Here is a 13,168-nt window from a genome sequence, read left to right as displayed (position 1 = left end):
ATTATTGTCGCCATAGCGGGGCCATTTTTGGCGCTGTTTTCATATATGAGGTCTTTCAACATGTTTCGCATTTTCGCCCCGTTTTTGTCAGTCCTGTTGCTGGTCTCCAGCGCCGTCGCCGCCGACCTTGATGAAATCGCCGATCGCGGCGTCCTGCGCGTCGCGGTCGCACCGCTTTCGCCCTTTGTCATCAAAGCTGCTGACGGAACGCTTTCGGGCTTCGAAATCGATTCAACGCGCGGTCTCGGTGAGCATCTGGGCCTTGAAATCGAATATATCGAAAAGCCGTTTTGCGAACTGGCCGACGCCGTGCTTTCCGGGGAAGCGGATATAATCGCTTCCGGCTTTTCAAACATGCCGGAAAGGCGCCGCCTGCTGGATTTTTCTCTTCCTTACCACGATACGGAGTATTTTCTGGCGATGACAAGTCGCAAAGCGAAACAGGCGAAGACCCTGCGGGGCGTGAACCGTAAAAATATCGCCATCGCCTATCAGCATGGCGGCGTTTCCGGCATGGTGGCGCATGGCGAGTTTCCCGGATCGAGCCTGAAAGGATACAGCTCCTTTTCCGACATTCTTGACGCCATGGCGAATGGCGAAGTGGACGGCGCCGTTTTGTTCGACCCCTACCTTCGTTTAAGTCAGGAGATTGATGGCAAAACATTTGTTGTACCGCATGAATTTGCACTGACCCGCACGATCGAAGCCTTCGCCACCGATAAAAACAGCGACGCCCTGCACGAAGCGTTGAATGAGTGGGTGATCGGCCAGGATCTGAACGGATACTGGGACGCGCTTGAAAAGAAATGGTTCTCCGATGAACACGCCGTTGCATCCGCGCCGCCGCCGCATGCCTGCGCCGCAGCGACGCCTGTTCAGTAAGTGGCGTAACAAACGGCTTCGTTCGTAAAAAGTCTTTCAAATTTTCCATCCGGCGTTTGGAACGAACGCCTGCGGCGTTTGTTAACCGGACATCAGATTGGAAAGGAAGGACTATCATGAATAAGCTCCTCATTACCGCCGCTGCGAGCGCGATTTTGATGCCGTTGGGCGTCAACGCGGCTCAGAGCGACGCCGAAGAAACGAAAATGAAGACGGAGACTGTCGAACAGGAAAACGTCGACAGAAAAACCGACGCCAAAATTACGTCGAAAATGAAAACCGACGCCGATAGAATGAAGGCGGAAACGGTTACGAAAACCACATACGGCGCTGAAACCGCCGACATGGAAACAAGCGCCCAGACAACAAGCGCCCAGACAACCAGCGCGCAAAAAACCAGCGCCCAGAAAGACAAATCCTATGCTGACGCGGACATGGACGAAAACGCGGACATGAAGGTCGGCGCCCGCTCCATGAGCGTCAAGGAACTGCTGGGCGAAGGCATTCACGGCGTTGACGGCGACCGCATCGCCCGGATCGACGATCTTGTGATCGGCGCTAACGGCCAGATCCAGGATGTTGTATTCCTGTCGGGCGGCGTATTCGGCCTCGGCGGCAAGCGCGGCGCGCTTGATTACAACACCATCGACATCGCCATGGAAGAAGACCGCGAGCCGGTGGTGAACATCTCGCTGACGGAAGAAGCGATTCAGTCGGCCGTGGAATATGAAACCGAAGAGATGAACGATTACAGTCTCGCGTCCGAGCTGATCGGCGCGGAAGTCGATCTGACCAGAACGTCGGAAGACAATGAAGACGACGTTGTCGTTAACGACATTATCATCGCCGACAGCGGCGTTATCGAACATCTGATCGTTCAAAACAACATTATCGGCGGCATCGGCGCCGGTGAGAAACATGCGGTGGCCTATTCCAAGCTTTCCGTTGCGCAGGGCGACGGCGGCCTGGTGCTTGACATGACGCAGGCCGAACTTGACGCCGCGCCGACATTCACCAGCCTTCGCGCTGACATCGGCAGCCGGGCGAACAGGGCCTGGACCGATACGAAAGACGGCGCCAAGAAAGCCTGGGACAAGACCAAGGACGGCGCTGAAGACGTCAAGGACGATATCGACCAGTAAACTGCGTCCAGTAAGCAGCAAAGCTGCACAATCAATAAGCTGCGCAACGCGAATGTTGCGTTCACTCGAAGCCGGCGGGATCTCCACTCCCGCCGGTTTTTTCGCGGACGGTTATTGCCGGCGCAGTTTGGCGGGCAGTTTCACCGGCGGGAGTGCGTCCATGGCGGCGCGGTAAACGATCATATAGCGCGCATGGGCCGCGTCGGACGTATGCGCGGCGATCTCGGCCTCCGTCAGCCGCCCGGCATAGCGGCAATCCGGTTTGACGCCGCAGCAGATCGGCAGGCCGTCGAGATAGGATAGGTCGCAATTGCACCGGTAATCGCGCGGGCGCGCGCCCTGGGCGCCGAGCCGGCGGGAGACGCCGGCGAGAATGCGCGGCGCGACCTCGCGTTCAAGATGCCGATGCAACGCAGCGATGCTCTCATCGCTCACCGGCGGCGCGTCAGGTTCCGCGCCGGGTATTTCAGCGGATCGCTTCCCGCGCTTTCGCGTGTGTTCTTTCTTTTGCGTTTTCATTTTCACTCCGATCATTCCGGCGCCCGCGCGCGAAGGCGCGCAAACCAAAAATCTCGCGCATCTAAGACATCCTTTCCGCACAGGCATTCCTTGCCGCGACCGGTTGAGGCCCGAACATATCAATGGAGAGATGCGCGAGACGCAAAAACATCCTCGTCAAATTGAAGTCACGGACGCTTTTGCGTCTCGCGCGCGGCTTATTCATCATCGCCAACCGAATGCCGCCGGTGCGCGGTCCTGCTCCGTGGAACAGTCCCGCGCCTTTCACCCGGGGGCTCGGTTGCAGCGACAGGCCGGGACTAAGCGTCCGTCCGATCCTCCGCCCCGGCGAAACACCGGTTAAAAGACGAAGGCGAACGCCGCCCGCGCGCCGCGTGTCCGGACCGATAAGAAACGGAAGCGCTTACCGCTCTCCATATCCGGACATGCCGCGCAGTATAGGGCCAATCGCCAGGTGGTGGATATCTATCCACCGACACTGGGTTTTATGGAAGAATTCAACAGATAGGATGTATTTTTCGAAGGCCGACTCGCCCGCAGCGTGCGCCGAATTTTCCCTATGCGCGCCATGTGATCGCCGTCACAGACAGGCGCCCGCGCATGATGGTTAATTCGGACGGACCGGAGGCTTTTCGCCGCCGCGGAAAAATCAGGGGAGAGACCCATGTTACGTTTTGCATACGCCGCCGCCGCGCTGATCGGCGTCGCCGCCGCCTTGCCGGCAACCGCCGCAGAAACAGGCAGGGGAGAACCGACAACACAGCCGCCCGGAAACACATGGCAGCCGAAACCCGTTTACGGCGTCGATCCATCGAAAAACTACGAATTGCGCGCGCAAGGGTTTTCGCTGAAACCCTATACGTTAAACGGTCCGGCGCGCACCTACGCTCATGTTCTCGTTCTCGATGAAAACGGCAGGCCCGTGACCAATCTGACGCCCTCCCATGTTGAAGGAACCGACAGCCCGTTCCGCGTGCAGTATGTCACCTCTTCCGGTTTTCGCTGCGAACCGCTGGCATCCGATGGCGGCACTGAGAATGAGTCGGGCGTGACGCCGGGCGTCTATCGCATCTTTGCGCGCATCACGAGAGAAGACGGTCAGGGCCATTGCAGCCTGGGCAATGGCCATACGCTTATGCTGTATGTCAGCCTGCTCGATGAAAAAGGCAAGGCGATCGCCGCCGACACCGTTCGTCTGATCGCATTCGAATAAGGCTGGCGCCGAGCCCCATCGCCCGCTTCGCGTTGGAAGCATGCTTCCAACCTTCCCCCGTACACGGGGGACTTCGATGGGGGTTGGACCCAATCGAGGGCGTTTGCGGCCATCCGCGAACTTCTCCTCCCCCATGCCAATGGGGGAGGTGTCGCCAACGGCGACGGAGGGGGTATACTGACAAACTATGACGATCCGCAAACCCCACCCCAACGCACGAACCCTCCGAAAGGACATGCCGGAAACTGAACGGCGATTATGGTCACGGTTGCGCAACAAAGAGCTCGGCGGCTTTCGCTTCCGCCGTCAGCATACAATCGGTCCGTACATTGCTGACTTCGCCTGCGTCGAAGCAAAGCTGGTCATCGAACTCGACGGCGAACAGCACGCATTGGGAAATACGCCAGTGCGCGATGTGGCGCGCGACACATTCATGGAAAGGGAAGGGTGGATGGTTCTCCGTTTTTGGAATCATGAAGTGCGCGACAACATGAACGGCGTCCTCGATGCGATTATCGAGGCGGCGGGAAATTCAGTGCGCTGTTTAAAAATGAAAGAGGATAATTTCAAAAGCGATCAGTGATGCACTCCTCCTCCCCCGGTTCACTGGGGTTGGGGCCCCAATGGACGGGGAGGTGTCGACCCCGGATTTAATCCGGGGGAGACGGAGGGGGTGAGGTTTGCAGCAAACATGTGCTTAACCCCCATCGCCTCGCTACGCTCGGCACTTCCCCCGTAAACGGGGGAAGTGGAAACTCGCGGCAATCACGGCACCTCTCCTCCCCCGTTTACGGGGGAGGTGTCCGCGAAGCGGACGGAGGGGGTGAAGCCGCAAACCAAGGCTAAAAAAGTCGCGTTCGATGCAATGCTTGTGTCTAACCCCCATCCCCGGCTTCGCCGGTACTTCCCCCGTAAACGGGGGAAGAGGAAACTCGCCGCAAGCTCAGCGCTTCTCCTCCCCCGCTTGCGGGGGAGGTGTCGAGGCCGTCAGGCCGAGACGGAGGGGGCTACCAGCCTAACGCAAAAGCGCGAAGTTCTTCCTCCCCCGCTTGCGGGGGAGGTGGCCAGCCGCTTTTGCGGGAGGGGGTGAGGCCGCTACACCAAGGCTAACGAAGTCGCGTTCGATGCAATGTTCGTGTCTAACCCGCATCCCCGGCTTCGCCGGGACTTCCCCCGTAAACGGGGGAAGAGGGCGCAAGCCGCACATTCGGCATTTCTCCTCCTCCGCTTGCGGGGGAGGTGTCCGCGTATCGGACGGAGGGGGCTCTCACTAACGGTCGTTCCGGTGGAAGCCGGCCAGTGACTAGCGTGTTCTCGCTGCAGCAAGCACTTGGTCGCAGAGTGGCATTACACTTTTGGCTACATTTAGAAGAAAAGTATGGAGCGCCATCATTGGCGATCCATGAGGATTTACGACACTCATTTCCTTTAAGGAAGCCACCAAAGGCTCAATTCCCTCATCATAATGTGCCGCTTCAGTATCAGCATAAGCACGAATTATGGCATTATTAGAATACGCACTTCCATTACAGTGCGCTTTTTCGGCATTCAGCCAAAAGTCTAAGTCCATGGCAGCATCAACTGAATAGGTAGCCGATGGCGCAACATGCTGATCGATAATTAGTTGAGCCGCTGTAATAAGGTCTTTTGGTTCGGGGCTTGGTGGAACGGCATAAACAATGAGCGGTAGATCGAACGCACCAGCGAGCCTTTGCAATAGTGGATATCCGTTGTTCATATGGCAGATCAAAGCACGCAATCTAGCTGCAAGCGCGGTATCGTGATGTATTTGGCCTCGTTGCACTGATGCGATCTGGTCTGCAAGCTGAAGGCGTGCCGATTGAAGTTTGTTAATCATATGATCTGTTGAAGCAGGCAAGCGGTTAGCGCGAATCTTTAGGGTCAATAAATCTTTTTTGCGTGCTTCTCGGGAACTTTCATTATCTTTGTGAAGGCTCAAAATCGGATTTGCATCCACAGGCGCATGCCACTCAATGGATGTTTCAGTCTCTTGCTGTGTGTCCGTCGAAGCGGCACAGGAGCCGTTTACCCATACGCCAATCTCTGATCCCTGCCATCTAATACTTAAAACAAACGGTGATTTGTCCGGGCCTTTAAGTGGGCATGTTTCAACATGTTTCAGTATTGTTGAATGCTGCCTTGTTGCGACAATCAATGTCGATGCAGGCATAGCCGTGACTTGTATTGTGCCGGCAGCCGTCTGCTTGTTCAAAATGATACTAGGAAGCTTTGGTGGCCAATTTGAGAAAGGCCCGGCTACTCCAACGAATTGCCCTTCGAACTTTTTTGATTGTTCGAGAGCGTGTAATGGTGAGGCATTAGTCATTTTTATGTCGTCGGGTTAATTAGAGCTGACAATTCACTACATGTTCCAGTACTCTGGATATTACTTCCAGCGATTCTTCCCCTTCGTACCCCTCGGCTTACTCCGCACATTACTCACCGTACCTTCGGACTTTTTAATCCGGCCCTCTGAGGCCTTCTCGACTCTGTCCTCAATCGCAGACTGGCGTGCTAAAGGATCATCCGACACAGCAAGCTCCACCTCTTGCAGCCGCTTGATTTCGTCGCGGATGCGCGCCGCGTCCTCGAATTCGAGGTTGGAGGCGGCCTCGCGCATCTGTTTTTCCAGCGCCGCGAGGTGGGCTTTCAGGTTGTGGCCGGGCTTTCCGTCCTGGCCGGCGAATTCCTCCGCTTCTTCCGCGAACCCGGCGCGCACATTCCTGTGCCCCACAAAGGTCTGGCCCATGGCGGCTTTCGCGCCTTCATCGTCGGAGGTCGCGATCTCGGCGATTTTCGCCTTCACCGTGGCGGGCGTAATGCCGTGTTCCTTGTTATGGGCGAGTTGTTTGTCGCGGCGGCGCTCGGTTTCGCCCATGGCCCGCTCCATGGAGCCGGTGATATTGTCCGCATAGAGAATGACCCGGCCGTCCACATTGCGCGCCGCGCGCCCGATGGTCTGGATGAGGGAGGTCTCCGAGCGCAGGAACCCTTCCTTGTCGGCGTCGAGGATCGCCACAAGCTGGCATTCGGGGATGTCGAGCCCCTCGCGCAACAGATTGATCCCCACCAGCACGTCGAAGGCGCCGAGGCGCAAATCGCGGATGATCTCGATCCGCTCCAGCGTATCGATATCCGAATGCATGTAGCGCACGCGCACGCCCTGTTCGTGCATATATTCGGTAAGGTCCTCTGCCATGCGTTTCGTCAGCGTGGTGACGAGCACGCGCCCGCCGCGCTTTGCTACGCCCAAGCACTCGGCGATGACGTCGTCGACCTGGTTTGATTTGTCGCCCGTGACGGGGCGCACCTCCACCACGGGATCGACGAGGCCGGTGGGGCGGATCACCTGTTCCGTGAAGACGCCGCCCGTGCGGTTCAGCTCCCAGTCGCCGGGCGTCGCGGAGACGTGCACCGTCTGCGGGCGCATCTTCTCCCACTCCTCGAATTTCAGGGGCCGGTTGTCCATGCAGGAGGGCAGGCGGAAGCCGTATTCGGCGAGGGTGCGTTTGCGGTTGAAGTCGCCGCGGAACATGGCGCCGATCTGCGGCACGGTGACGTGGCTTTCGTCGCAAAAGACGATGGCGTTTTCCGGCAGATATTCAAACAGCGTCGGCGGCGGCTCGCCCGGCTGCCTGCCCGTGAGGTAGCGCGAATAGTTTTCGATGCCGTTGCACGAGCCGGTGGCCGCCATCATCTCGAGGTCGAACTGCACGCGCTGTTCAAGCCGTTGCGCTTCGAGCAGGCGGCCTTCCTCGCGCATGATGGGGAGGGTTTCGTTCAACTCGTTTTTGATCGCCTTCATCGCCTGGTTCAGCGTCGGGCGCGGCGTCACGTAATGCGAGTTGGCGTAGAGCGTCACCTCTTCCAGATCGCCGGTTTTCTGGCCGGTGAGGGGGTCGAACTCGGTAATGCTCTCGATCTCGTCGCCGAACATGGAGACGCGCCAGGCGCGGTCTTCGTAGTGGGCGGGAAAAATCTCGATGGTGTCGCCGCGCGCCCGGAAGCAGCCGCGGGCGAAGGCGTTGTCATTGCGCTTGTATTGCAGGGCGACGAGATCGGCGAGGAGTTTTTTGCGCTCCAGCTCCTGACCCGTCTTCAGCGAGAAGGTCATGGCCGTATAAGTCTCCACCGAGCCGATGCCGTAAATGCACGAGACCGATGCGACGATGATCACGTCCTCGCGCTCGAGCAGCGCGCGCGTCGCGGCGTGGCGCATGCGGTCGATCTGCTCGTTGATGGAGCTTTCCTTCTCGATATAAGTGTCCGTACGCGGAACATATGCCTCCGGCTGGTAGTAATCGTAATAAGAGACGAAATATTCGACCGCGTTGTCGGGAAAGAACGCCTTGAACTCGCCATAGAGCTGCGCGGCCAGCGTCTTGTTCGGCGCGAGGATCAGGGCCGGGCGCTGCGCCGCCTCGATGATCTTCGCCATGGTGAAGGTCTTGCCCGTGCCGGTGGCGCCGAGCAGCACCTGGTCCCATTCCCCGCCGCGCACGCCGGCGGTCAGCTCCGGGATCGCGCTCACCTGATCGCCTGCGGGTTCATAGTCGGAGACGACGCGCAGGGGCCGCGACTTGCCGGACTTCTCCGGGCGCTCGGGCCGGTGCGGCTCCCATGTTTCCAGCGGCTGCGCCAGCCTGTCGTGATAGCTGGCGACGGCTTCGGAAAAGCCGCCTTTCGTGATCTCGGCCGCATCGGTGACGGGCTGGGAAGACGGGCGTCTGGCTTTCGGGTCGTAGCCGGGGCGGTGTTTCGGGTTGCTGCTCATGGATGCGAACATAATGCGAACGCGCCGAAAGAAAAGGGGCTTGTGAAAGCGGCGCTGACCCCGCCGCGCGCGCCGTCGGGCATGGAACAAATCGCGGCGCGCCAGTGTTTATCCATATCGTATCGCAAGGAGAATTTCCCATGGCCCGCATCATCACAATTCTGGTTGTCATTGTCGCCGCCGGCTTTTTGCTGTGGGTGCTGTTCGACGATGACGCGGCGGTGGAATCGGACGTACCGGCGATCGATACGCGCGCCGTCGAAGTGGAAGACCCCGTCAGCGATATGGACGTCGAAGCTGAGGAAGTCTCGCCCGATGTTCTCACTGACCGCGAAGACGCCTCCGATACGAACGTCACCGTCACCGTGCCGGAAGGCGACGGCCAGATGGAAGGCGCGTTCGACGACGCGCAAGACGCCGACCCTGAAACGCCGGATACTGACGATCCGGCGGAGGGCGAGCAGGCCGCCAGCGACGACCCGACGCGAGACTAGAACGCTGTCACTGCGCTGTTGCGCAAGCGCTTTGCGAACAATTGTTCAGATTTTTTGTACGCGCGTATCCGCGTCGCGCCCCGGAAAAACGCCCACAATTGTGCATATAATCTGTGCATATAATCGCAATCCGGCGAAGCCGCTGCGTGCCTTGCAGCGTAAAACTTTTGCGCGCCGTTTAAATCCCGAAAAGCCGTTCGACAAGGAAACCGCGCCTGAATACGCGCCTGGTTTATGACAGTTTCAATCTCCGGCTTATCCGGATTTACCCATTCTTCATAAAATTTAAGAAAGGGTTACGCGGGACGATAGTCATTTGTAGCGTTGTACGAAGGAGAGTGATTCGATGAATACCCTTCGATTTCAAAAAATTATTATCGCGGTATTGGCATATTGTTGCTTGAGCGCGTGTGCTGAAGAAATTGATGTTCTTGGGAGCGAAGATAAACGCAACAATCCAAGTTTGACCACTGCACCTCCTTGTGAAAATGGTCATGTAGTAACGTATTCATTTCAAGGTAAAGGTCATTCACTAGACATTCTTCCACCTGAAGCTGTGGCGCCTGTTTTTAAGCCTAACTTGTATAAAGAATTATTGGCGCAAGTGGAAAAAAAGGGTCTGTTGCCAGGAGACGAAAAGCTTAGTGACTTTGCTATTTTTGCTGCAAATAGTGAACACCTAAGCGTCATTATCCTTATCAATAATAAATTGCCCTGCCCGCAATCTGGATGCAGGACATTGTTGTACAGTTTACAGGCGGGCACAACGAACTTTATCCCTCTAGCTATGGGTGACGCAGGCGTGACCAATTATTACTCTTGGTCTGTTCCACGAGTTTTATTCAATGCTTGCGGTGTTCAAACGTTTTACTATCTGGAAACTAACAATGCACCAATCGCATCTCCGTATGAGGACGATGATGAGACTATAACGATTTGGTCCCTTCCGAGCGCTAAAATTGAGTAACGCCACAAAATAAAGGAATTTGAATGACACAAGGTACTTATGACGATTTTTTCGATGCGTTAGGTCTGAGAGAATCATCAGATAATTACCAGGCTGTAAATTCTGCAGGTTTTCTCGGTCGGTACCAATTGGGAGAGCCCGCACTTATCGATGTTGGTATTTATACGGATGATGGAAACTTCGAAGACGCGCAAGACGCCGACCCTGAAACGCCGGATACTGACGATCCGGCGGAAGGCGAGCAGGCCGCCAGCGACGACCCGACGCGGGGCTAGGACGCTGTCACTGCGCTGCCTCGCGCGCCTTATTCAGCTCGAACAGACGTTTCAAGATTTCCTCGTCGGTCAGCGCGCCGGCGTTGAAGTCCTCTTCCCAGCCATAGCTGTGAGCGACCGCCGCATCGAGCGCCTTGTGCGCATTGTCGAGCCATGCCGGGCGCTCATTATAAAGATTGGTGAGCGTTCTTTTCTTTAGGATTTTTTCCGCCGCGTCGTCCACGGGCAGAATGCGGTCGGGATAACCTTCCACCACTTCGGGCACGCGTTTGACGAGGTCCGGCGGGTTCAGCCAGTTTTCGCGCAGCTCGTTAAGCCGCGCAGCGGCCTCGGCGATACGGATTGCGCGCGGATCGTTGGCATAGTCCTCGGCCGGAATGTTCGGCGTCAGTCTCTCGGGGAAGGGGAAGGTTTCGAAACAGGTTGTCGGCGTATAGCGGGGGCGGTCCTCCAGCGAGGTGCCCATGCGCAGCGACCAGAGTTCGTGGAATTTCGAATGGAGAATGCCGAAGGTTGTGTCGTCGTCGCGAGAGATGGCGACGACAGCCGAGTCCGGAAGAACGCGACCAGGTCTCCAGATAAATAGGCGATATTTTGAAACCCGCGGTGTTAGAATTACCCGCTGGTACCCGCTAGTTGCAGCTTTTAAATCTGCGCCAGAACGACCCAATCGCCACCAGTTCTCGCGTCTTTGCCGATCCCGGTTTTTGGCTCTAATTGGTTTGATTTCAGATACGACGTATTCGAAGGGAGCTTCAAACAAAGATGCATCGATACTTGTGAGTTCATCGAAATCAATAATCCAACGACCTGAGGGACGTCGAGTAATATCCATCCCATTAGTCCATGGTCGGAGGACATGTTCATTCGTTAAGCCATTTGGATTTGATGGAAATTGTAACCACGCTCGTGCTAACTTGCCTTCAACATCAAAAGAGCCAACCTTTACTGGACCTTGAAATGAAACTCCTTTGTTCTCAACAAGGCCTCCGGCAAATGTAATATCAAAATTTTCTTGGCTTGCAGTTAAATCTGAATAAACTTGAGCAACATGCAGGCCGTTTAATCTAACTGCGTTCACAGGTGTGGCATTAAAACAAACAAGCGAAACGCGAACGGCAGCCCCGTCCACTGTCCATTCCTCATCTTCCCACGCGTCAAATATTTGGCCGTCCTCAACGACTGGTTTGAGTACCTCCCGATTGGCGCCGCCGCGAATTGAGTTCGTTGCGACGAGACCCGCCCGTTGCAGCTTGTCTGCTTTCAGTTTCTCCCATGCCTTCTGGAACCAGTAGAGAACCAGATCGACGCCGCTGCTGATACGGCCTTTGTAAATCTCTCGAAGCGTTGAAACGTAATCCTCGCCCAGCTCCGAAATCATTTTCTTGTTTCCAAGAAACGGCGGGTTGCCGACAATCACATCCGCGTCGGGCCATTCGGCTTCGCGCCAGCCGCCGGTTTCGGGATCCTGTTCGATCAGGGCGTCGCGGCATTCGATATTGCCGAGTTTTCTCAGGATCGGATTGCGCCCGGCGTCGAAACCGTTGCGGCGCATCCACTGGATTTCACCGATCCAGATCGACACGCGGGCCAGCTCCGCCGCATACGGATTGATCTCGATGCCTTTCACCGCCTCGGGCCCGACGCGGGGGAACCCGCGCGGCAGACCCATGGCCTCCGCGTCGAGATTGACGGTGTGCTCGAGGTCTTTCAGCGCCGTCAGTGACAGGTTGAGGAAGTTACCGGAGCCGCAGGCCGGGTCGAGCACGCGGAAATTGACCAGCTTTTCAATAAACGCCTGATAGCGCCGCTCGGCGGCGTTCAGCGCCTTTGTCTTAGCGGCTTTCGATTTCGCCTTATCGGCCTTGGCCGTATCCGCGGCGATCTTTTCCTTTTCCACTTCCCATTCCGCCGTCAGCGGTTCGACGAGCACCGGTCCGACGATCATCATGATCTTGTCGCGGTCGGTGTAATGGGCGCCAAGCTGGGAGCGTTTTGACGGGTCGAGCCCGCGCTCGAACAACGTGCCGAGAATCGACGGGTCGATATCCTGCCAGTCGAGTTTCGCCGCCTTCAGCGTCAGCGCCACGTCGTCATGGGTCAGCGGCAGGGCCTCATCCGAGTCGAACAGCCCGCCGTTGAACCACGGAATGTCATCGAGTCCGAATTCGCCGCCGTCCTTCATCGCCGCAAAAAGTTGGCGCAGATAACCTTCGGCTTTTTCGGGTTTGTATTCGGATCGCTCCAGCGCCTTCTGGAACAGCTTGTTCGGCAACAGCCCAACATCTTCGGCGAACATGCAGAAGACCAGCCGGTTGACGAAATGCGCGACTTGATGGGGCTCGTGCCCGCGATCGCGCAGGGACTGGGCGAGGGCGGAGAAATCGTTGGCGGCGTCGGCGGTGAGCTGGGTGCGGGTCTTTTTCGGTTTTAGCCGCTCCGGGTCTGACAGAACCGCCTTCAGGAGATCGCGCTTGCCCGCATCGAGCAGGTCGTCCAGCTCCAGCGCATGGGTTTCCTGGATCGTGTTCGTCCAGTTGGTGCGGATGATGATTTTTTTGGTGTCGCAAACCACCAGCAGCGGCGGGTTTTCCAGCGCCACTGAATAGGTCAGCAATTGCCGGTGCGCACGGTCGAGGTCTTTTTTCGGCCCTTTGTACTCCCAGCCGAAATGCCCGCGTTTCCAGACATCGGCGAAACCCTGTCCGCCGGTGGATTTGGTCGCGCCCTTTTCGAAACAGAACCGTTCGCCCGTGGGATCGACATCCGCAGGGGCGGGCTCTTCAAGCAATGCGCAAAGGTCAAGAAAATGCTGTTGGGCGCCGGCGCTCTCTTTTAGCTCCGATTTCCCCCATTTTCTTATAAAGTCTTCTGGCGTCAT

General features: G+C 57.0%; 11 protein-coding genes. 7 read left to right on the top strand and 4 right to left on the bottom strand.

Annotated features, from left to right (window positions below; translation table 11 throughout):
• Window positions 1-60: 60 nt before the first annotated feature.
• Window positions 61-882, top strand: coding sequence for a substrate-binding periplasmic protein (locus ACQK2Q_RS06930; RefSeq protein ID WP_425409015.1), 822 nt, complete (start codon window positions 61-63; stop codon window positions 880-882).
• Between the two features lie 116 nt (window positions 883-998).
• The gene (locus ACQK2Q_RS06925; RefSeq protein ID WP_425409014.1) at window positions 999-2,024 is read left to right on the top strand and encodes a hypothetical protein; all 1,026 of its coding nucleotides are present in this window, start codon (window positions 999-1,001) and stop codon (window positions 2,022-2,024) included.
• A gap of 111 nt (window positions 2,025-2,135) precedes the next feature.
• Here the strand turns inward: ACQK2Q_RS06925 and ACQK2Q_RS06920 are convergent, their stop codons facing one another.
• A complete protein-coding gene (locus ACQK2Q_RS06920) occupies window positions 2,136-2,543 on the bottom strand; it encodes a hypothetical protein (protein WP_425409013.1) in 408 nt (135 codons plus the stop codon).
• 664 nt (window positions 2,544-3,207) lie between these two features.
• On the opposite strand from ACQK2Q_RS06920, the gene ACQK2Q_RS06915 reads away from it, so the two are divergent.
• The gene (locus tag ACQK2Q_RS06915) at window positions 3,208-3,756 is read left to right on the top strand and encodes a hypothetical protein (RefSeq protein ID WP_425409012.1); all 549 of its coding nucleotides are present in this window, start codon (window positions 3,208-3,210) and stop codon (window positions 3,754-3,756) included.
• 187 nt (window positions 3,757-3,943) lie between these two features.
• Window positions 3,944-4,339, top strand: a complete 396-nt coding sequence (locus tag ACQK2Q_RS06910) for an endonuclease domain-containing protein (protein ID WP_425409011.1) — start codon at window positions 3,944-3,946, stop codon at window positions 4,337-4,339.
• A 720-nt stretch (window positions 4,340-5,059) separates the two neighbouring features.
• Here ACQK2Q_RS06910 and ACQK2Q_RS06905 read toward each other — a convergent pair.
• Window positions 5,060-6,103 (bottom strand): hypothetical protein, encoded by a 1,044-nt coding sequence (locus ACQK2Q_RS06905; protein WP_425409010.1) that lies wholly within the window; start codon window positions 6,101-6,103, stop codon window positions 5,060-5,062.
• A 60-nt stretch (window positions 6,104-6,163) separates the two neighbouring features.
• Window positions 6,164-8,563 carry an excinuclease ABC subunit UvrB gene (gene uvrB / locus ACQK2Q_RS06900; protein WP_425409009.1) on the bottom strand — a complete coding sequence of 800 codons (2,400 nt, stop codon included), beginning with the start codon at window positions 8,561-8,563 and terminating at the stop codon, window positions 6,164-6,166.
• A gap of 128 nt (window positions 8,564-8,691) precedes the next feature.
• Here uvrB and ACQK2Q_RS06895 point away from each other — a divergent pair, with 128 nt between their 5' ends.
• The 3 genes from ACQK2Q_RS06895 (at window position 8,692) to ACQK2Q_RS06885 (ending at window position 10,287) form a co-directional block, all read left to right on the top strand.
• Window positions 8,692-9,045: a hypothetical protein gene (locus ACQK2Q_RS06895; RefSeq protein WP_425409008.1), complete on the top strand. Its 354-nt coding sequence runs from the start codon at window positions 8,692-8,694 to the stop codon at window positions 9,043-9,045.
• A gap of 346 nt (window positions 9,046-9,391) precedes the next feature.
• Entirely contained in the window at window positions 9,392-10,012 is a 621-nt protein-coding gene (locus ACQK2Q_RS06890; RefSeq protein ID WP_425409007.1) for a hypothetical protein, read from the top strand.
• 23 nt (window positions 10,013-10,035) lie between these two features.
• Complete coding sequence (locus ACQK2Q_RS06885) at window positions 10,036-10,287, top strand: hypothetical protein (protein WP_425409006.1); 252 nt, start codon at window positions 10,036-10,038, stop codon at window positions 10,285-10,287.
• Between the two features lie 7 nt (window positions 10,288-10,294).
• On the opposite strand, the gene ACQK2Q_RS06880 is transcribed toward ACQK2Q_RS06885, so the two are convergent.
• On the bottom strand, window positions 10,295-13,168 hold the full coding sequence (locus ACQK2Q_RS06880; RefSeq protein WP_425409005.1) for a class I SAM-dependent DNA methyltransferase: 2,874 nt from the start codon (window positions 13,166-13,168) through the stop codon (window positions 10,295-10,297).

Origin of the sequence: Hyphococcus sp., assembly GCF_965228385.1 — a bacterium.
GTDB lineage: Bacteria > Pseudomonadota > Alphaproteobacteria > Caulobacterales > Parvularculaceae > Hyphococcus.
The sequence above is the reverse complement of the archived record's forward strand: the minus strand, read 5'-3'. Positions and strand labels throughout refer to the sequence as shown.

Excerpts from the sequence above, each read along its gene's own strand:
- ACQK2Q_RS06930 (WP_425409015.1), top strand. The coding sequence starts at position 61 with ATGTTTCGCATTTTCGCCCCGTTTTTGTCAGTCCTGTTGCTGGTCTCC.
- ACQK2Q_RS06925 (WP_425409014.1), top strand. The coding sequence starts at position 999 with ATGAATAAGCTCCTCATTACCGCCGCTGCGAGCGCGATTTTGATGCCG.
- ACQK2Q_RS06920 (WP_425409013.1), bottom strand. The coding sequence starts at position 2,543 with ATGAAAACGCAAAAGAAAGAACACACGCGAAAGCGCGGGAAGCGATCC.
- ACQK2Q_RS06915 (WP_425409012.1), top strand. The coding sequence starts at position 3,208 with ATGTTACGTTTTGCATACGCCGCCGCCGCGCTGATCGGCGTCGCCGCC.
- ACQK2Q_RS06910 (WP_425409011.1), top strand. The coding sequence starts at position 3,944 with ATGACGATCCGCAAACCCCACCCCAACGCACGAACCCTCCGAAAGGAC.
- ACQK2Q_RS06905 (WP_425409010.1), bottom strand. The coding sequence starts at position 6,103 with ATGACTAATGCCTCACCATTACACGCTCTCGAACAATCAAAAAAGTTC.
- uvrB (WP_425409009.1), bottom strand. The coding sequence starts at position 8,563 with ATGTTCGCATCCATGAGCAGCAACCCGAAACACCGCCCCGGCTACGAC.
- ACQK2Q_RS06895 (WP_425409008.1), top strand. The coding sequence starts at position 8,692 with ATGGCCCGCATCATCACAATTCTGGTTGTCATTGTCGCCGCCGGCTTT.
- ACQK2Q_RS06890 (WP_425409007.1), top strand. The coding sequence starts at position 9,392 with ATGAATACCCTTCGATTTCAAAAAATTATTATCGCGGTATTGGCATAT.
- ACQK2Q_RS06885 (WP_425409006.1), top strand. The coding sequence starts at position 10,036 with ATGACACAAGGTACTTATGACGATTTTTTCGATGCGTTAGGTCTGAGA.
- ACQK2Q_RS06880 (WP_425409005.1), bottom strand. The coding sequence starts at position 13,168 with ATGACGCCAGAAGACTTTATAAGAAAATGGGGGAAATCGGAGCTAAAA.